This is a genomic window from Pseudomonas sp. D3, assembly GCF_029320995.1.
In the GTDB taxonomy this organism is placed as follows: domain Bacteria; phylum Pseudomonadota; class Gammaproteobacteria; order Pseudomonadales; family Pseudomonadaceae; genus Aquipseudomonas; species Aquipseudomonas paraveronii.
In genome coordinates this window covers 1,999,379-2,016,725 of sequence record NZ_CP119772.1, presented here as the reverse complement: position 1 = coordinate 2,016,725, position 17,347 = coordinate 1,999,379, and the positions used below count along the sequence as shown (strand labels likewise).

Here is a 17,347-nt window from a genome sequence, read left to right as displayed (position 1 = left end):
CCATGGCCGGTTCAGACTATCTCCACGGCGTGCGGGTTCTCGAACTCAACGACGGCACCCGCCCCATTCGCACCATCGCAACCGCAGTCATCGGCCTGGTATGTACGGCTGAAGATGCAGACCCGCTCGCTTTCCCGCTGGACACCCCTGTCCTGCTGACCAATGTGCAAACTGCCATCGCCAAAGCCGGCGTCAAAGGCACCCTGGCGAAGAGCCTGCAGGCCATTGCCGACCAGACCAAGCCCTACACCATCGTGGTACGGGTAAAGGAAGGCGCTGATGCAGCTGCTACCACCACCTCCCTGATCGGCACCACCACCGCCGACGGCAAATACACCGGCATGAAGGCCCTGCTCGCGGCCAAGGCCCGTGTGGGTATGACGCCACGCATTCTCGGCGTGCCAGGCCTCGACAGTCAGCCGGTGGCCACCGCACTGGTATCGATTGCCCAGGACCTGCGCGCCTTCGCCTACGTCAGTGCCTGGGACTGCAAAACCAAGGAAGAGGTGGTCGCCTATCGCGAAAACTTCGGCGCCCGTGAAGTCATGGTGATCTGGCCGGAGTTCCAGAACTGGGACAAGGTCACCAGCGCAACCGTTACCGCGTCGGCAGTTGCTCGCGCCCTGGGCCTGCGGGCGAAGATCGACAAGGAAACCGGCTGGCACAAGACCCTCTCCAACGTCGCGGTCAACGGTGTGACCGGCATCAGCGCCGACGTGTTCTGGGATCTGCAAAACCCTGCCACCGATGCCAACTACCTCAACAGCAACGAGGTCACCACTCTGATCAACGAGGGTGGCTTCCGCTTCTGGGGTAGCCGCACGTGCAGCGACGATCCGCTGTTCGCGTTCGAAAACTACACCCGTACCGCGCAGATCATCGCCGACACCATGGCCGAGGCACACATGTGGGCCATGGACAAGCCGATGCACGCGTCCCTGGTCAAAGACATCATTAACGGGATCAACGCCAAGTTCCGTGAGCTGATCACCCAGGGCTACCTGATCGGTGGGCAGTGCTGGTACCCGGAAGACATCAACGACAAGGACACCCTCAAGGCCGGCAAGCTGACCCTCGACTACGACTACACCCCTGTGCCGCCCCTGGAAGACCTCACCCTGCGTCAGCGCATCACTGACCGTTACCTGATGCAGTTCGCAGCCGCCGTCAACGCTTAAACCGGGCCTCCCCGCGAGGGGAGTTAACCCCGTGCCATAACCCCGGAGATTCCCGCCATGGCCATGCCTCACAAACTGAAAAACATGAACTTGTTCAACGACGGCGGCAGCTACGCGGGCAAGGTCAAGACCGTCACCCTGCCCGCCCTGGGTCGCAAAATGGAAGCCTGGCGCGCCGCCGGCATGAATGGCCCGGTCAAAGCTGACCTGGGCATGTCCGACGACGGCATCCAGCTGGAATGGAAACTGGGTGGCCTGGACCTGATCGTGCTCAAGCAGTTCGGCGCCGTTAACGCAGCGGGGATTGCCCTGCGCTTCGCCGGTGCTTTCCAGCAGGACGACACCGGCGAAATCAGCGCCGTAGAAGTGACTGTTCGCGGACGTCACGAAACCATTGAGATGGGTGATGCGACACCTGGTGAAGACACCGAGCACTCCGTCACCACCACCTGCACCTACTACAAGCTGACCGTCGACAACGAAGACATCATCGAAATCGACCTGCTCAACTTCATCGAGAAGGTCGGCGGCGTCGACATGCTGGAGAAACAGCGCTCCGCCATCGGCCTTTGATCCTCGACCTCGATCGATAACCACATTCCTCATCACTAGGAGCTTTGCCCATGAAACCCGTATCCACAGAACAAGCCGACGTCAAACCACTGGACGACGACAACACCGTCATCCTCGACACGCCGATCCGCCGTGGCACCACCACCATCAACAGCATCACCCTGCGCAAACCCAACGCGGGCGAGCTGCGCGGTGTGAGCCTGGCCGAACTGCTGCAAATCGACGTCAACAGCCTGGTGAAGGTCGTGCCGCGCATCAGTAACCCGACACTCACTGCCGTCGAAGTCACGTCGATGGACCCTGCCGATCTGTTCGCACTCGGCACCAAGGTGTGCGGTTTTTTGCTACAGAAATCGATGAAGACGGACGCATCCCTCGTTGCGTAGACGACGCCATGGCCGACCTGGCGGTGGTTTTTCACTGGGCACCGGCTGATATGGATCAGTTGGGCCTGCAAGAGCTGATGGAATGGCGCGAGCGCGCCCGGGTGCGGAGTTCGACCGATGGCAAATGATCTGCGACTACAGGTGCTGCTCAGTACCATCGACAAGGCCACCCGCCCGCTGAAGCACATCAGCGAAGGGGGCATTGAGACCGCACGCGCCCTCAAGGCTGCTCGCGACCGCCTGAAAGAACTCTCCTCCCAGCAGAAAGACGTCAGCGCCTGGCGGGCTCAGCGGGCAGCCGCTGAACAAACCGGCGCGTCACTCACCGCTGCACGCGATCGAGTCAAATCCCTCAGCCAGGAACTCGCCGCGACCGACGCGCCGACCAGGGCGATGACCAGGAGCTTTCAAGCAGCGGTGCGCGAGGCCCAGCGGCTCAAGCAGCAGCACCAACAGCAGAACGTGCAGTTGCAAGGGCTGCGATCGAAGCTCTACGACGCCGGCATCAGCACTAAAAATCTCGGCACCCATGAGCGCCAGCTGCGCGAGCAAATCAACGCCACCAACGCCAGCATCAGCACGCAAGGCAAGCGCATGGCCGAGCTGAGCGCCCAGCACAAGCGCGCGGCGTTGGCTCGTAGCCAGATGGAAAAGTCCCAGAGCGCCGCCGGCAACCTCGCCGTGAACGGCGCCGCAGGGCTGGGCGTGGGCTACGCGGCGACCCGACCGATTGCCGCCGCAGTCAAAGCCTTCGCGCCCAATGAGGATTCCGCCACACAGCTCAAGGTGTCGATGATGGACGACACCGGCAAGGTCTCGGAGGACTTCCAGAAGATCACCAACCTGGCCACCAAGCTGGGCGACCGCTTGCCAGGCACCACGGCTGACTTCCAGAACATGATGACCATGCTTCGGCGCCAGGGCTTGAGCGCGCAAAGCATTCTCGGCGGCACGGGCGAGGCAGCCGCGTACCTGGGCGTTCAGCTAAAGATGGAGGCCACCGAGGCAGCGGAATTTGCCGCCAAGATGCAGGACGCCACGCGCACCACTGAAAAAGACATGATGGGCCTGATGGACACCATCCAGCGCGGGTTCTATGCCGGTGTTGACCCAGGCAACATGCTCCAGGGCTTCAGCAAAATCGCCCCAGTGATGGACGTCATCAAGAAGTCAGGGATCGATGCAGCCAAGGAACTGGCGCCGCTGTTGATCATGATGGACCAGGCCGGCATGGAGGGCGGTTCCGCCGGCAACGCCTTCCGCAAAATCTTCCAGGCAGGGCTGGACGGGGACCACGTCAATAGCGCCAACAAGATCGCGGCCGGTGGCAATACCGGCGTGTCCTTCAAGTTCACCGACGACAAGGGAAACTTTGCCGGCTTGGAGAACCTGTATGCCCAGGTTGAAAAGCTCAAGGCCTTCAACGACGTCGACCGCAACGCCATCATCAAGAAGCTGTTCGGGGATGACGCTGAAACCCTGACCACGTTGAACACCATGATGAACAAGGGGCTGGCCGGATACCAGGAGGTCCAACAGAAGCTGAAAACTCAGGCCGATCTGCGTACCCGCGTCAACGAACAGCTCAACACCCTGACCAACATCATGGAAGCCGCTGAAGGCAGCTTCACCAACGCCATGGCAGAGTTCGGCGCAGCCGTTGCGCCGGACCTGAAAGACCTGATCAAAACCCTGGGCGAGATCGCAAACAGCATCGGCGCCTGGGCCCGGGAGAACCCGAAGTTGGCCGGCGGCCTGGTCAAAGTCGTGGCCGCGATCGCTGCGCTGGCATTCGTGTTCGGTGGCCTGGCGTTGACCATGGCGAGCATGCTGGGACCGTTCGCAGTGCTGCGCTACGGCATGACAATTTTCGGTCTCCAGGGTGGCGGCATCACCAAAATGCTCGGCCGGTTGCTCCCCACGCTGACCGGGCTGGCTCGTAACGTGTTCCCGATGTTTGCACAGGGCGTGCGTATGCTCGCCATGACAATGGGCGGCGCGCTGGTCACCGCCTTGCGTACCGTAGGCATCGCGCTGTGGGGCCTGGCAGCAAACCCGATTGTCCTGGTTATCGCAGCCGTTGTTGCGGCGCTGGCTGGCGGCGCCTACCTGATCTACAAAAACTGGGACGCGGTGAAGAACTACTTCGCCAACGCCTGGACAGAAATCAAGGCAGGCTTCGACGGAGGAATCGGCGGCATCATCACCACCTTGGTCAACTTCAGCCCTCTCGGCCTGCTCTACCAGGCCTTTTCCGGCGTACTGGGTTACCTGGGCATCGAACTGCCCAGCCGCTTTACCGAGTTCGGCAGCATGATCGTCAACGGCCTGGTCAATGGGCTGACAGCCGGACTCGGCGCCGTCAAAGACACCATCAGCTCGATTGGCGACGCAAGCATCGGTTGGTTCAAGGAAAAGCTCGGCATCCACAGCCCGTCACGGGTGTTCGCGGAGCTGGGTGGGTTCACCATGGCCGGCCTCACCCAAGGCCTGGAAGGTGGGCAGAAAGGCCCGCTGAACGCGCTGACCAGCATGAGCAAACAGCTGACCGCCGCCGGAACCTTGGCCCTGGGCGCAACCGCCATGCCGGCGTTTGCCGTGGATAACACGCCCCCCATCAGCAGTGCGCCCGCCGCAACCGTTTACGACAGCCACGACACCTACGAATTCTCCATCACCGCCGGGCCTGGCACAGACCTGCAAAGCCTGGAAAAGAGCGTGCGCGCCATGCTGGCCCGCATCGAAAACGAAAAGAAAGCGCGTCAGCGCAGCAAACTTTCGGACCTGGAATAACCACCATGATGATGGCCCTCGGCATGTTCGTGTTCAGCCTCAGAACCGCCGCCTACCAGGAGCTACAACGCCAAACCGATTGGCGTCACGCCAGCAACAACCGCGTCGGCGCCGCTCCCGCGAGGCAATTCGTCGGCCGTGGCGAAGACGCTATCACCCTCCCCGGCATCATCCTGCCGGAGCTGGCCGGCAGCGCCCTCAGCCTCGACGCCCTGCGCCTGATGGCAAACACCGGCAAGGCCTGGCCCATGGTCGAAGGCAGTGGCCGGATCTACGGCCTGTGGGTGATCGAAAGCATGAGCGAGACCAAGACCATCTTTTTCAGCGACGGCACCCCACGGCGCATCGAGTTCACCCTGAGCCTGAAGCGCACCGACGACGACCGCATTGACCTGCTCGGTGCGGCAACCAGTACTGGCATCAACATCCTGCGAGGCCTGCTGTGATCGAATCGGTCATCTCCAAAGTCACCGGCTACGTGCGCAGCACCGCCGAGCAGTATGTCCGTGACGCGGCCTATCCCGTGCCGGCCTTCAGGCTCACCGTCGACGGCCTGGACATCGCGCAACTGGTCAGCCCGCGCCTGATGAGCCTGGAGCTGACCGACAACCGAGGCGTCGAGGCGGATCAACTCAGCATCACCCTCAGCGACCACGACGGCCTGCTGGCGATCCCGCCAAAGGGCGCGGTGCTACGGTTGTGGCTGGGCTGGAGCGATACCGGCCTGGTGGACAAGGGCACCTATACCGTCGACGAAACCGAACACAGTGGCGCTCCGGACGTGCTGAGCATCCGCGCTCGATCGGCAGACCTGCGCAAGGGCCTAAAAACCAAACGCGAGCGCAGCTGGAGCAACAGCACCCTCGGCAAAGTCCTGGGCGATATCGCCATCGGCAACGGCCTCACCGCCACCATTGCCGGCGCGCTCGACGGTTTACCCATCCTGCAGCTCGACCAGGCCAACGAATCCGACGCCAACTTGATCAGCCGCCTGGGCGAAGAATTCGATGCGGTGGCCAGCATCAAAGCCGGCTGCCGGCTGTGCCTACCGGCCGGCGGAGGCAAGACCGCCAGCGGCCTGGATCTGCCACACATCACCCTCACCCGCGCCGACGGTGACCAACACCGATACCTGCAGGCCGACCGCGACAGCTACGACGGCGTGCGTGCGTACTACTACGACGTGAACAGTGCAAAAAAACAGGAAGCCATTGCCGGCGGCGGCGACAACCTCAAAGACCTGCGCCACACATACAGCGACCAGCAGTCAGCCCTGCGCGCTGCCCGGTCTGAGTTCCGACGCCTGCAACGCGGTAGTGCCACGCTCAGTTACAACCTGGCCATGGGCCGGCCGGATCTGATCCCTGAGCTGACGTACACGTTCCAGGGCGTGAAAGCGGAAATCGACGAGATCATCTGGTACGGCGGCAACGTACAGCACAGCCTGAGTGCGGACGGCGGGTATACGGTGAGCCTGGAGCTGGAGAGCAAGCTGCCGGAGGACAATGTTGAAGACTTGGCAGAAGAGAACAAAGGGGATTACACGGGCATCATCGCGTATTACCGCGACCAGACAACGGGGAAGGAGAAGACGATTACAGCGGGGGATCAGACGAAGCCGAAGCGGTTGCGGTGGCTGTATGCGAGCGAGAAAACGGCAAAGCGGGCGGTGGATAGAGAGTGGGGTAAAACTCGAAAGACCTAAACTCTAACTCGATAAAAAACAAATTAGTTTAGGCACCCACATATACGAGAACATACCTATCATTACTAGGGTAGGAATCACAGCCAAAACCAAAAATGAACACAATGTAAACTTAAGAACTTTTCTCTGAGACCGTATTTCATCTCTACTTTTATTTATTAGTCGTTGCAAACTACCAGGATAAGTACTCAACCGCTTATCAAATAGCTCAAACGTAATATTCAGACTACTATCCAAACGGCGGACATTCAAATGCTGATTCCATAATACACCGCAAAAAATCAAGGTCACCATAAGAACACCAATAGCGATTGAAAAAACCTCGATGGGATCTACGGCTTTATTCAATAGCACTAGTGCCCCAAAGGATATTGGCAACGCCAACATCTTACCAGCCATATCACTCAAAACGCCGCTCAGTTTTGACCCATACTCTAGTTCCGCCTTAGCCAACTCCGTCCTTACTTTATCAAAAGAAAAACCATGCACATAAGCTTGTAAATTTTGCCAATATTTACGCAACACCTCGTCCCAATGCCTCAACACAAAAGAGAATACTGGCCCATCTCCTGCTGACTCTATGACATCAGCAATCGCAGAACTGAAAATCAGTTTGCGCTCTTCTAAATGAATTGTATGCTCATCTTGCGATGACGCTAAGAGCTTAATTAACTTCACGTGACGCAAGTTAACGTCTAAGACAACCTCATCAACTTTGGTTTTCAGAACAAAGGTTTTAGGCTTGCGATTGTCGTCAGCAGGAAGGGCAAAAAATATATTCTCGTAAGAATCTGAAGACTTACGATCCGCAACGGCAACTAAACCACAGAGCCCGTCAATAAGCTCACAGCAACGCTTTATCGAGCTATGATTAGCATTTTCAACACCATCCGTTGTGGACCAATCCTCATCAACAATATAGAAATCAATGGGTAACTTACCTTTACCTAAAGTAGGGGTCGACTTTATGAAACTCTTGAAGTTAGAATGAAACCTCCCATAATCTGATGTAGGCAGGTCAAATTCTATATCTATCTTACCCCCTGACTCATCGGCATCTACCAGCCTTCCATATTTCCCAGGCAATACCCTACATTCGCTGATACAGCTTCTTATTGCTGAAGTGCAAACGCCGCTATATATGATCCTATCATCATCTAGCGCCGGCCGACCTAATAGTCGATATAACTGCACTACTACAGAGAACACTTTATTTAACCTCATCCGCCGCGAGAGCAGCTTCAATCAGACGGCACATTTTCTCAGTAGGTTCAGAGAGAATAATTTGTTTAGCATCCTGATTGTAGCAAACCTTACTATTAGTTGTCCTTCCCAGTGAACCTTTTTCAAATTGTAACGCCCAGTGCCGACCCGAATCACCTTTAATCCTTATGCGTTGATTAAGTGCAATCTGATTAACAGAGAATTCTTCTGGTACTTGATTAACCTCATCATTCAGGAACTCCTTAAGTTCTTCAACATACACAGTCAAATCAGCTTGCTCAGGCTGTATACATGAAGTAGCAGCAGCATGGATACCTTCAAGAGTGGCATGATGCCCATCCTCAATTTTTTGCTGTAGATAACGAACTACACCTTCTCGTGCCGAGACTTTAAGATGTTTAATAGGATCTCGATTTTTGAAAAAAATCTCCACCATATCCATGGCATTCCTCGTTGCCCTAGCGGATGCGACGCCCTTTTCACAACCTAGAGCCTCAACAAAATAACCCGAAGCTTCGCTCGCTTTCCCTTTACTTATGAAACACAAATAAGTCTTTTCTTTCTCCATTTCTATTTCTGCTAACTGCTCCTCGTCCAAACCCTCCAAGTCCTCGACTATAGCTACAGGATTCAAAAACTCAGATAGCCTTGACAAATTAATTCGCGCTGCCTGCTGAATCTTCGACATGTCAATATCAGTCGTCTCCTCAGGTATATAATCAGCATTGAGTTTCAACCCATCACGCTGCTTAATACTCGTAACAAGAAGAAATGGCACATTATCATTTAGATACTGCGCAAAAAGAATATATCCACCTGTAGAAAGGGCTTCACTTAAAGATTTACCCACAAGCTCATCAAGAGCAGTATGAGTTAGATGTTCAAAACTAGCAGCACTAGAATTTATTATATAGGACGCTACTTCTGGAGGAAAAGCACCCTGCCTCCCAACTTCTGAGAACTGCCCCCAAACGACATTATTTCCTATTTTTCCTAATGCTCCATGAATGCTCGAAACTAGCTTTACTACAGTTGGCTTAGCCACATCAAAAAGCGGCTTCTTTACGATCTTCTCGGGATCTACATTAGTCGCATGTTTCTCCTTATCAAAACTATGTATAACTGCATACTTCAACTCAAAAGCCATATATCACTCCCCTGCGAATATATAAAAACCCATACCCTCACCATTTAACTCAAGAATACAGCCCGAAATTCTCAACAGAAACTCACACACGCATAATCGCATCCACACTAGCGACGTAGAGAGTTTTAGTTACGAGAGATATTTGAGCATCACCATATCCTTATGTTTTTTTGAGAGGGTACAAAAAACCCACCACCTCCTTCTTTTTTAGGAGGTGGGTGAGCGGTGACCAGATGCTTCCCTGCTGATGATCAGTTCTTAATTGGTACAGATTATGCTGGCCGTTTGGTATCAGCAAGGGCTTCCGTCAAATCCTTTAGGCGCTGCTCTATGTCCCTTATGCGTTTCTTTTCCTCAGCAGCGCTCTGTATCTCCCGCCTATCGGTCTCTTCCAATGACCGGAATAGAGCCAGGATCGCGTCCTCTTGCGGGCTGGTAGGCGGCGAAACGTCCGGCGCCACTGACACACCCCGCAACATTGCACCCTCTCCCGTGAGCAACCAATCCAGAGAAACGCCTTCGGACTCGCTCACGTTTACGCATAACGCATAAGGAATTGATTGGCGGCTACGCCAACTCCCCAGCGTCTGTCGATTCACGCCCAGCTTACGTGCCAACTCACTGTCGCTATCAACGGCAAAGACCGTCATCAAGCGTTCAAGCACGGCGTCCAAGGACTTTTTCTGCATTTTGAGTAAATACCGCTTGATTTATTTAAATAGAATAAATAGGCTTATGCGCAATGAGTACATCTTAACCAACTAGGAACACATCAACCATGAGCCAAGCCATGGAAAAGCGCCACATCCAAGCACGGCTGATTGAACGCGGCAGCAACTTCCGTCAGTTCGCCCTGAGCCACGGCTATGAGGTTCGCACGGTGACGCAAGTGGTTCAGCGCTGGGCAGGTCACGACAAGCTGCCCCGTGGCCGGTTGACGTTCCAAATCCTGCGTGACCTTTCCCGGGTAATCGGCAAGGAAGTGCTGCCGGGAATCCTTGCGGAAAGCGCTGAGAAAATCACAGCACAGGCTGTATGAAATGACTGTAGGGGCGATGACTCCAGGGAGAAACCAGAAGATGAAACGCCCAGTTCTAGCGACCAAGCGGCAAGTCATGAGCGCAGTGATTAACGACTACAAAGGTGGTCGCGAATGCGCAGCCGCTCGCCTCGGTTACGAACTCAAGAAGTTCGATAACCACATCTACGAAAACGCCGGTAGCCGGCCTTTGACGGACGAGCAAATCCACTGCCTGGAACAGGACGCGGGAACTACGCACCTGCCGGAGTATATCGCGGCGCTGTATGGCGGCATGTTCGTCCCCCTGGCTAAGCCAGAGAAACTGGACAACGTCGACCTCTACAGCCGCTCCGTCAACGCAGCTGCCAAACGGGGCGTCGTCGACCAGATCATCGCCAAGGCCCTGGACGATGGAGTGATTGAGCCAGATGAAGCCGGGGCAATCATCGCAGCCCATAACCGCTATATGTCTGCCCGCCACTCAGAAGTACTTGCCACGATCCAGCTGCACAGCAAGGGGACCGTACAGTGAGCACCTACAAACTTGTCTGCCCCCATTGCCACGGCCGCATGCGTATCCGTACCAGCGAAGGCCAACACATTTTCCTGCGCATCACCTACCTGCAATGCACCAACGAAGCATGCGGCTGGGCTGGCCGCGCCGAATTTCAAATGACCCACGAACTCAGCCCCAGCGGAATGCCCAACCCGGCGGTAAAGCTGCCGATTGCCGACGTGGTCATTCGTCGCCAGGCAATGAAAAACGCCAACGATCAACCCGATCTGCTGGATCAACTGGAAATGGAGGCCGCAAGCATATGAACACAATCCCCCTGACTACAAACCCCACAAGTGACTACCGCGCTGCGATGCAACAAGCGGCAGTGGCCTACCTCTACCGCCACCGTTGTGAGCATCTGACCGGTGACAGCCAATTGCTCGACAACTGCGCCCGGTACCTGACGCTGTCTCTTGAAGTCCCTCAGCACTTGGTGCAGCGCATCGCGGAGTTGGCCGTCGCCGAATTCGAGAGCATGACCTGCAAGCGTATTGCCTGGCTGGGCGTTCATCCCAACAGCGGCGCGTACCGGCCTGTCATCTGGCTGCTCGATAACTGCACCCAACAGCGACACCCCGTTTCAGCACGTTTGCTCCCCACACGGCTGCTGCTGACTCGCAACCTCCCGCACTAATCCGAACCCCATCCCTGATTGATGCCCGCGCCGCGTGGGTAGGGGGAATTTGCAACTTACTGGTGGCCGAAATGAGCAAAATCACCATAAAACTGGAGCTGGACGAACAGCAGGCGCAGCAATACCTGCTGTGGTTGACCACTCAGTACGAAGTCACCATGGCTGATATTTGGTACTCCGATCGCTACCGGAATGTGCCGAGCGGTCAGCGGGCACCGAAGGTGCTTGAGGACTTGCCCTACCTGGCCGGCATCTGCAAGACGCGCAGCGAGCTGAAAAAGCAGCTCGTCGTGGCTGTTGCGGAGCATGCGCAGTGAATCGCAAGCCCATGGAGCAACAGATCCGCGCTGATGTACTTCAGCGCCTGGAATCTGATTACGGCCTGCAGCACATGGTCGGCACGCACTACATGCGCAAGGGCACCTGCCCGCAGTGCAATCAGAAACGCCTGTTTTCCCGCCACGACGAACCTTGGTTCATACGCTGTGGCCGCGAGGAAAAATGCCGGTATATGGCTCCGACCAAGGAGCTGTACCCGGACCTGTTCGACGACTGGAGCAAGCGTGCGCCGGCCACCAGTGATCAGCCTGCTGCCAGTGCCAAGGCGTACCTGTCGTTTGCCCGAGGCTTTCGCGTCGAGCTGATTGAGGGCTGGTACACCCAGGAGAGCTACTTCGATCGCGATCTGAACATCGGCTCAGCAACCGTCCGCTTTCCCCTGGAGCATGGTGGGTACTGGGAGCGCTTGATTGACCAGCCTACCCGCTTCGGCAAGAAGAAGGCCCGCTTCCAGCCTCTCAAGAGCTATAGGGGGCATTGGTGGTGCCCGCCGTGCCTGGACCTGCTGGAGGTAGACGAGCTGTGGATTGTTGAAGGCATTTTCGATGCCATCGCGCTCGTTCAGAACGGTATATCTGCTGTTGCCGCCCTGTCGTCAAACGCGTTTCCAGAAGAGTCGCTGAAGGCACTCTTCACCGCGCGCGGCAGTAAAACACCCAAGTTGGTTTGGGCCTTGGACAACGAGCCAGGCGCTCACAAATACACACGTAGCTGGGTCAAACGTGCCCGCGAACTCGGCTTTACCTGCGACGCCGCCCAGGTCTCACAGCCGGACGCACGCAAGGTCGATTGGAACGATCTGCATCAGCGCTGGGCATTTATTGACGACGAAAAAACCCGTGCAGAGCGTATCGAAAAAGACCTGAAAGAGGCCCGCCACCAGGGCGCCCTGCTGATTGCAGAGAGTGCCAGCGACAAGGCATTGCTCATGTACCAGTGGCGGGAGCGGGAGGAGTTCCACTTCTGTTTCGACTCCCGCCTGTATTGGTGGAAATTGGATCTCGCGAAATACAACAGCGCCAAACAAGCGCTGGAGAAAAGCGATGACCAAGAAGCCCAGGTGTTGAACGAAAAGCAGCTCCGGGAGAAAGCACTGAACGTGGCCGGCTGCGTCGTCGAAATCGCCAACTGCTACCCCAAGGCCCTCTATTTCCAGCGCAACGAGATCACCGACGAGTCTTGGTACTTCTTCCGCGTCGACTTCCCGCACGACGGTGGCTCCGTGAAAAACACCTTCACCGGCGGCCAGGTCGCCGCCGCCAGCGAATTCAAAAAAAGACTTCTCGGCATGGGCGCTGGGGCCGTGTTCACCGGCAGTGGACAACAGTTGGACAAACTCATGAAAGACCAGCTTTTCGGTATCAAGACCGTTCAGACCATCGACTACGTGGGCTACAGCAAGGAATACCACTGCTACGTGTTCAACGACGTCGCCGTCCGCGAGGGCCAGGTCATCCACATCAACGAAGAGGAGTTTTTTGAGATGGGCAAGCTGAAACTCAAAACCCTGCAAAAGGGAGTGAAGATCGATCTGGAGAAGGACCGTAAAACCTACGATCCGCAGTGGCTGGGCCTCCTATGGCAGTGCTTCGGCGCTCAGGGCATCGTCGCACTGACTTTCTGGTTTGGCTCACTGTTCGCCGAACAGATCCGCGCCCGGTACCAGTCGTTTCCCTTCCTTGAGGCCACGGGTGAAGCCGGCGCCGGTAAGACCACCTTGCTCACCCTCCTATGGAAACTGGCGGGCCGGGATGGTTACGAAGGGTTCGACCCGTCCAAATCCACCAAGGCCGGCCGTAGCCGCTTGATGGGCCAGGTCTCCGGCATGCCCATCGTGCTGCTGGAATCTGACCGCAGTGGCGACGACAAGGCCCACGCCAAGACCTTTGAGTGGGACGAACTCAAGGACTACTACGGCGGCGGCACGCTGGCGACCAAGGGCGTTAAAACAGCCGGCAACGAGACCTACGAGCCCCCATTTCGCGGCACGATCGCCATCAGCCAGAACGCACCTGTCGTGGCGTCTGAAGCGATCATGACCCGGATCGTGAAACTGCATTTTGTGCGCCCGAACGTGACGCCTGAGAGCCGTGCGGCGGCAGACCGACTGAACGCCCTGGAAGGCTCGACACTCAGCAATTTTGTTCTACAGGCAGTTCGCAAAGAGCTGGAAGTGATGGACCTGTTCGCCCAGCGCATCCCAGGCTACGAGGCGAAATTGCGCAATCTGCATTCGCATTGCTTCGCCTGCGAGACGCCGTTTCACGACGAGCAAAGCGATTGCCACCACTGTGGCAACAAGCTGCGCGGTTACATCCGCGTGGAGCGGATCAACAAGAACCACGCCCAGTTGCTCGCCCTGCTCGACTGCCTGTGCATGGTGGTGCCTCTGACTGAACCGCAGATCAGCCACACCCGCACGCAGATTATTCGCATGGCGATCGAGCGCCAGTCTTCGATCAGCTCCGACCACCCGGTAGTGGCTGAATTCTGGGAAGTGTACGAGTACCTCGAAGGTCTCGACGCCGACGGCCCGGTGGTCAACCACAGCAAGAAAGACAACATAATCGCCATCAACCTCAACGACTTCGTGAAGTGCGCCGCCGAGCATCGCCAGAAGATCGCCGACGTCAGCGAGCTGCGCGAGCGCCTGAAAGACTCCCGCTCCCGGAAGCTGCTCGACATCAACAAAGCCACTGACAGCGCGGTACGGGCTCATCAGGCCAAGACCAGCAGCGCAGTCATCACCAAGCAACCCATCGTGAAGTGCTGGCACTTCCAGGCCTGACCAATCAACAGCAACACCCGCCAGGCGCTGCAACGCCGGCCACCACCCAAAGGAGAAGCACCATGCACGTACAAGTCATCACCGGTGACGGCGAAAAGGGGGAAACCAACCGCCTTCGGCATCTGAAGGAGCTGAAGGACTGGTTCAACGAGTCCGGGAAGATTGTTCACGCTGAAGCCTACGACCCCGCCGGATTGATCGCGATCCTGGAGGTTCGTGCGGTAAGCGATAAAGAAATCCTGGTGCTGGAGTGCAGCCGGGAACAGATCCAGGCAGTCCTGGAATGGCAGTCAGCAACTGATGAGGTTGTTGAGTTTGAGAATCTGCTGCTGCACCTGGTGCGGAAGCAAAACCCAACCGGCTAAAGCCGTTAAGAAGGTGGTGTCGAGGGGCTGCAACCCCTCGACACCGACCACCCAAAGGAGAAGCACCATGCAAGTGAATCAACCCCAAGGCGGCATCGCAAAGGCTACCACAACCCCGTTGGCTATCGGCGACACGGTCAGCTACGTTGAAATGAGCGGTGGCGGTCGGGAATATCGTTTGAGCGCTCGTACAGGCGTGATCGTCGCCATCGAAGGCAATGTTGCAACCCTGCGCGCCGGGAACGGCCGTAGTGTCACACAACCACTCCACAAGCTGACTCCAGACGGCCAGCCCAACGCACTGACGCGCATGCTCATGGGAGGGAACTGATGGACCCAAGACTCCGAACCCGCCCCGCTATGGCGAGCCACCGGTTGGACTTGCCCAGCCGCTGCGACATCTGCGGCAAGGCACGCTCCACCCGCAAGCATGGTGCCTGTAGCCGCATCCGTCAGCAGAGCAAATCGGCGGAATGGGCTGCATTCATGGCCGAGTGCGAAGCAGCCAAACAAAACAAACCGCGTCGATACGCGCGCTGATACCCAACACAAGCGGGACACGGGGAGCTGCAACTCCCCAACCGCCAGAAAGGAGAAGCACCATGCATTCAGATAAAAATCCGAGCCTCCCTCGTACTCTCGACCCTTTTGAGCCAGCAACACCGATATTGGAGCCGCTGGAACTGACCGCCGATCTGCGCTACATCCTTGGTCTTCCTCATACCAAGTTAGCCAATACAGCCGAGCTATTGCGGCAGCAAGGTCACTGCATTGGGGAACGCAGTGAAGATGAACAGGCCGCTGTCATCCACTGGATGCTCGGCCATTACCTTCGGCGTGGCTCGCATTGGAAGGTATTCGCTTACGCCGAACTCGATGCCAACGATGCCTTTCCAGGTTTTCCGGGAGACGGAATATGACGGTCTTCCTAATTCTGTATCTGTGCGCAGATGCAACGCGCACGGACTGCCAGGTGATAAGGGTAGAGAGCTGGACAGGACCTTACGCCTATGAGCGGTGCATCGACGTCGCCAATGAACTGACCGAAGCACTTACTGCGCCCAACCGTGAACGGCACCGGTTCGTGTGCGAGATTCAGGCGGACAGGGCAAAACCCGCAGAACATAAGGCTCAGCCAGCGCTCATTCACCAATCGTTTCGGATGTGAGGGGGTCCATCATGAACACAGCCTTTATCCTGATGGCCCAATACGACGGCCTAGCAATCATCTCGCTGGAGCAGGTTTGCCGGGATTACTTCACGCACCTGACGCCGGAAATGTTCCAGCGCAAGGTGATGAGTGGTCAGATCAAGATCCCCATCACACGCCTGGAGCCGAGCCAGAAGTCGGCCAAGGGCGTCCATCTCACTGACCTGGCCGCATATCTAGATCGACAGCGCGCCGCCGCGGTTAAAGAGCACAACCAGCTCAACGGGTTAAAACACGCCTTTTAAGCCACTTCTGTGATGCGGCGCCCAGCTGGACGGGCGCCCTCAGGATTTTCTCGTGCCATTCCCAGCCCACATAGCGGTCACCCTTGCCGCGCAGGTGGGTGTATCGACGCATCGAATTCCAATCCCGGTGGCCGGAAACACTAGCCACACGCGGAATGTCCCAGTCCATCTCAAACAGGCGGCTGACGCCTTCATGTCGAAGGTCGTGAAAGTGCAGGTCCGCGATGTTCAAAAACTTGCAGGCTTTCGCCCAGGAGGTGGAGATAGATTCAGGGCTGTAGGGGAATATGTCTTCGCCGGCCTTCGGCATTGTTTGGAGGATCTGCCACGCCTCGTCCGGCAGGTAGCACCAAACGTCGTTGCCGATCTTCTGCCCAGGGTTCTTCATGTCGCGCACCAGAACCCTCTGGCCGGGCTCGTCGACGTCCGCCCAACGGATACGGGTTATTTCATCCAGCCGGCGCGTGGAGAACAGGGCAAAACCCACGACCTTAAGCATATTAGTGACGGTCGGGCGCCGAGCCTGCATGGCTTGGTAGTGTGTCAGCACCTTTCCCAGCTCGTCCAACGTCGGCCGGCGTTCACGCTCACGGCTTTTGAGGTTGTAGCCGAGTTTCCGTAGCACTCGTCGGGCGCCGCTCATCGCGAGTGGATCGACCTGGTAACCCCATGCGTCTTTGGCAATCGCCAGAACAGCACCGAGGTGCGCCAGGTCGTTGCCAGCGGTCTGTGGCTGGACCCCGCCACCCTCCTTGCTCATCCGCCAAAGAGCAAAGTTGACCAGGCATTGGGTATTGATGTCTGTATCGTTCAGCTTGCCGATGTCCATCTTGCCGATAGCTTCGAGCGTGGCCTTCTTGGTTTTGCCCAACGGCCGGGCCTTTTCCACTTCCAGCAGGTACTGCTCGATCATTTCCCTGACTGTGACGTCCTTGCGGTTCGCCCGCTCGATCGCGCCTGGCTCATCGAGCTCCGACTCGCGCTTACGCGCCCAGGCCTGGGCGGCCTGTTTTCGGGCGAAGGTCTGGCTCTCTTGGTAGACTTGCACTCCGTCGCGCTTGATGCGGATCTGAGCCGTGTAGCTCACAGTCCCATCCGCCAGTTTTCTTGCCCTGATAGTCGCCATATCGAAAGTGGTACGCGTCAGTTTTTGGGTGGTACATCGTACCACCGAGCCTTA

At 57.0% G+C, this 17,347-nt stretch carries 22 protein-coding genes; 18 read left to right on the top strand and 4 right to left on the bottom strand.

What is annotated here, in order from left to right:
• The first annotated feature begins 2 nt into the window (after positions 1 to 2).
• Genes P3S72_RS09220 through P3S72_RS09190 form a run of 7 tightly spaced genes read left to right on the top strand, consistent with a single transcriptional unit; the run spans position 3 to position 6,635 of the window.
• Positions 3 to 1,178 (top strand): phage tail sheath protein, encoded by a 1,176-nt coding sequence (locus P3S72_RS09220; RefSeq protein WP_276197074.1) that lies wholly within the window; start codon positions 3 to 5, stop codon positions 1,176 to 1,178.
• A gap of 57 nt (positions 1,179 to 1,235) precedes the next feature.
• A complete protein-coding gene (locus P3S72_RS09215) occupies positions 1,236 to 1,751 on the top strand; it encodes a phage major tail tube protein (protein WP_276197073.1) in 516 nt (171 codons plus the stop codon).
• A 50-nt stretch (positions 1,752 to 1,801) separates the two neighbouring features.
• Positions 1,802 to 2,137, top strand: coding sequence for a phage tail assembly protein (locus tag P3S72_RS09210; protein WP_276197072.1), 336 nt, complete (start codon positions 1,802 to 1,804; stop codon positions 2,135 to 2,137).
• 8 nt (positions 2,138 to 2,145) lie between these two features.
• Positions 2,146 to 2,265, top strand: a complete 120-nt coding sequence (locus P3S72_RS09205; protein WP_078049802.1) for a GpE family phage tail protein — start codon at positions 2,146 to 2,148, stop codon at positions 2,263 to 2,265.
• Entirely contained in the window at positions 2,255 to 4,930 is a 2,676-nt protein-coding gene (locus P3S72_RS09200; protein ID WP_276197071.1) for a phage tail tape measure protein, read from the top strand. Before P3S72_RS09205 ends, P3S72_RS09200 begins: the two co-directional genes overlap by 11 nt.
• A gap of 5 nt (positions 4,931 to 4,935) precedes the next feature.
• Positions 4,936 to 5,376, top strand: coding sequence for a phage tail protein (locus P3S72_RS09195; RefSeq protein ID WP_276197070.1), 441 nt, complete (start codon positions 4,936 to 4,938; stop codon positions 5,374 to 5,376).
• Positions 5,373 to 6,635: a phage late control D family protein gene (locus P3S72_RS09190; protein ID WP_276197069.1), complete on the top strand. Its 1,263-nt coding sequence runs from the start codon at positions 5,373 to 5,375 to the stop codon at positions 6,633 to 6,635. The genes P3S72_RS09195 and P3S72_RS09190 overlap by 4 nt, the downstream gene beginning before the upstream one ends.
• Before the next feature lie 3 nt (positions 6,636 to 6,638).
• On the opposite strand, the gene P3S72_RS09185 is transcribed toward P3S72_RS09190, so the two are convergent.
• The 3 genes from P3S72_RS09185 to P3S72_RS09175 form a co-directional block, all read right to left on the bottom strand.
• Positions 6,639 to 7,721, bottom strand: a complete 1,083-nt coding sequence (locus tag P3S72_RS09185) for a hypothetical protein (RefSeq protein ID WP_276197068.1) — start codon at positions 7,719 to 7,721, stop codon at positions 6,639 to 6,641.
• Positions 7,722 to 7,845: 124 nt separating this feature from the next.
• Positions 7,846 to 9,006, bottom strand: coding sequence for a nucleoid-associated protein (locus P3S72_RS09180; RefSeq protein WP_276197067.1), 1,161 nt, complete (start codon positions 9,004 to 9,006; stop codon positions 7,846 to 7,848).
• Positions 9,007 to 9,278: 272 nt separating this feature from the next.
• Positions 9,279 to 9,695, bottom strand: coding sequence for a helix-turn-helix domain-containing protein (locus P3S72_RS09175; RefSeq protein WP_276197066.1), 417 nt, complete (start codon positions 9,693 to 9,695; stop codon positions 9,279 to 9,281).
• A gap of 101 nt (positions 9,696 to 9,796) precedes the next feature.
• Here P3S72_RS09175 and P3S72_RS09170 point away from each other — a divergent pair, with 101 nt between their 5' ends.
• From P3S72_RS09170 to P3S72_RS09120, 11 genes are all read left to right on the top strand, one after another.
• Complete coding sequence (locus tag P3S72_RS09170; RefSeq protein ID WP_276197065.1) at positions 9,797 to 10,045, top strand: hypothetical protein; 249 nt, start codon at positions 9,797 to 9,799, stop codon at positions 10,043 to 10,045.
• 40 nt (positions 10,046 to 10,085) lie between these two features.
• On the top strand, positions 10,086 to 10,559 hold the full coding sequence (locus tag P3S72_RS09165; RefSeq protein ID WP_276197064.1) for a YmfL family putative regulatory protein: 474 nt from the start codon (positions 10,086 to 10,088) through the stop codon (positions 10,557 to 10,559).
• Positions 10,556 to 10,849 carry an ogr/Delta-like zinc finger family protein gene (locus tag P3S72_RS09160; RefSeq protein WP_276197063.1) on the top strand — a complete coding sequence of 98 codons (294 nt, stop codon included), beginning with the start codon at positions 10,556 to 10,558 and terminating at the stop codon, positions 10,847 to 10,849. Before P3S72_RS09165 ends, P3S72_RS09160 begins: the two co-directional genes overlap by 4 nt.
• The gene (locus P3S72_RS09155; protein WP_276197062.1) at positions 10,846 to 11,220 is read left to right on the top strand and encodes a hypothetical protein; all 375 of its coding nucleotides are present in this window, start codon (positions 10,846 to 10,848) and stop codon (positions 11,218 to 11,220) included. Before P3S72_RS09160 ends, P3S72_RS09155 begins: the two co-directional genes overlap by 4 nt.
• A 71-nt stretch (positions 11,221 to 11,291) precedes the next feature.
• Entirely contained in the window at positions 11,292 to 11,537 is a 246-nt protein-coding gene (locus P3S72_RS09150) for a hypothetical protein (protein ID WP_079443088.1), read from the top strand.
• 11 nt (positions 11,538 to 11,548) lie between these two features.
• Positions 11,549 to 14,347, top strand: a complete 2,799-nt coding sequence (locus P3S72_RS09145; RefSeq protein ID WP_276197913.1) for a toprim domain-containing protein — start codon at positions 11,549 to 11,551, stop codon at positions 14,345 to 14,347.
• Positions 14,348 to 14,409: 62 nt separating this feature from the next.
• The gene (locus P3S72_RS09140) at positions 14,410 to 14,712 is read left to right on the top strand and encodes a hypothetical protein (RefSeq protein ID WP_276197061.1); all 303 of its coding nucleotides are present in this window, start codon (positions 14,410 to 14,412) and stop codon (positions 14,710 to 14,712) included.
• Positions 14,713 to 14,779: 67 nt separating this feature from the next.
• Complete coding sequence (locus P3S72_RS09135) at positions 14,780 to 15,043, top strand: hypothetical protein (RefSeq protein WP_276197060.1); 264 nt, start codon at positions 14,780 to 14,782, stop codon at positions 15,041 to 15,043.
• A complete protein-coding gene (locus P3S72_RS09130) occupies positions 15,043 to 15,252 on the top strand; it encodes a hypothetical protein (protein WP_276197059.1) in 210 nt (69 codons plus the stop codon). The genes P3S72_RS09135 and P3S72_RS09130 overlap by 1 nt, the downstream gene beginning before the upstream one ends.
• Before the next feature lie 62 nt (positions 15,253 to 15,314).
• Positions 15,315 to 15,632, top strand: a complete 318-nt coding sequence (locus P3S72_RS09125) for a hypothetical protein (RefSeq protein WP_276197058.1) — start codon at positions 15,315 to 15,317, stop codon at positions 15,630 to 15,632.
• 259 nt (positions 15,633 to 15,891) lie between these two features.
• Positions 15,892 to 16,167, top strand: coding sequence for a pyocin activator PrtN family protein (locus P3S72_RS09120; RefSeq protein WP_079443081.1), 276 nt, complete (start codon positions 15,892 to 15,894; stop codon positions 16,165 to 16,167).
• Here the strand turns inward: P3S72_RS09120 and P3S72_RS09115 are convergent.
• Positions 16,142 to 17,293 carry a site-specific integrase gene (locus P3S72_RS09115; protein ID WP_276197057.1) on the bottom strand — a complete coding sequence of 384 codons (1,152 nt, stop codon included), beginning with the start codon at positions 17,291 to 17,293 and terminating at the stop codon, positions 16,142 to 16,144. The genes P3S72_RS09120 and P3S72_RS09115 overlap by 26 nt on opposite strands.
• Between the last annotated feature and the right edge of the window lie 54 nt (positions 17,294 to 17,347).

Bases quoted from the DNA above. Each gene is read 5' to 3' on its own strand.
- P3S72_RS09220 (WP_276197074.1), top strand. From the start codon at position 3: ATGGCCGGTTCAGACTATCTCCACGGCGTGCGGGTTCTCGAACTCAAC.
- P3S72_RS09215 (WP_276197073.1), top strand. From the start codon at position 1,236: ATGGCCATGCCTCACAAACTGAAAAACATGAACTTGTTCAACGACGGC.
- P3S72_RS09210 (WP_276197072.1), top strand. From the start codon at position 1,802: ATGAAACCCGTATCCACAGAACAAGCCGACGTCAAACCACTGGACGAC.
- P3S72_RS09205 (WP_078049802.1), top strand. From the start codon at position 2,146: ATGGCCGACCTGGCGGTGGTTTTTCACTGGGCACCGGCTGATATGGAT.
- P3S72_RS09200 (WP_276197071.1), top strand. From the start codon at position 2,255: ATGGCAAATGATCTGCGACTACAGGTGCTGCTCAGTACCATCGACAAG.
- P3S72_RS09195 (WP_276197070.1), top strand. From the start codon at position 4,936: ATGATGATGGCCCTCGGCATGTTCGTGTTCAGCCTCAGAACCGCCGCC.
- P3S72_RS09180 (WP_276197067.1), bottom strand. From the start codon at position 9,006: ATGGCTTTTGAGTTGAAGTATGCAGTTATACATAGTTTTGATAAGGAG.
- P3S72_RS09175 (WP_276197066.1), bottom strand. From the start codon at position 9,695: ATGCAGAAAAAGTCCTTGGACGCCGTGCTTGAACGCTTGATGACGGTC.
- P3S72_RS09170 (WP_276197065.1), top strand. From the start codon at position 9,797: ATGGAAAAGCGCCACATCCAAGCACGGCTGATTGAACGCGGCAGCAAC.
- P3S72_RS09165 (WP_276197064.1), top strand. From the start codon at position 10,086: ATGAAACGCCCAGTTCTAGCGACCAAGCGGCAAGTCATGAGCGCAGTG.
- P3S72_RS09155 (WP_276197062.1), top strand. From the start codon at position 10,846: ATGAACACAATCCCCCTGACTACAAACCCCACAAGTGACTACCGCGCT.
- P3S72_RS09150 (WP_079443088.1), top strand. From the start codon at position 11,292: ATGAGCAAAATCACCATAAAACTGGAGCTGGACGAACAGCAGGCGCAG.
- P3S72_RS09145 (WP_276197913.1), top strand. From the start codon at position 11,549: ATGGAGCAACAGATCCGCGCTGATGTACTTCAGCGCCTGGAATCTGAT.
- P3S72_RS09140 (WP_276197061.1), top strand. From the start codon at position 14,410: ATGCACGTACAAGTCATCACCGGTGACGGCGAAAAGGGGGAAACCAAC.
- P3S72_RS09135 (WP_276197060.1), top strand. From the start codon at position 14,780: ATGCAAGTGAATCAACCCCAAGGCGGCATCGCAAAGGCTACCACAACC.
- P3S72_RS09130 (WP_276197059.1), top strand. From the start codon at position 15,043: ATGGACCCAAGACTCCGAACCCGCCCCGCTATGGCGAGCCACCGGTTG.
- P3S72_RS09125 (WP_276197058.1), top strand. From the start codon at position 15,315: ATGCATTCAGATAAAAATCCGAGCCTCCCTCGTACTCTCGACCCTTTT.
- P3S72_RS09120 (WP_079443081.1), top strand. From the start codon at position 15,892: ATGAACACAGCCTTTATCCTGATGGCCCAATACGACGGCCTAGCAATC.
- P3S72_RS09115 (WP_276197057.1), bottom strand. From the start codon at position 17,293: ATGGCGACTATCAGGGCAAGAAAACTGGCGGATGGGACTGTGAGCTAC.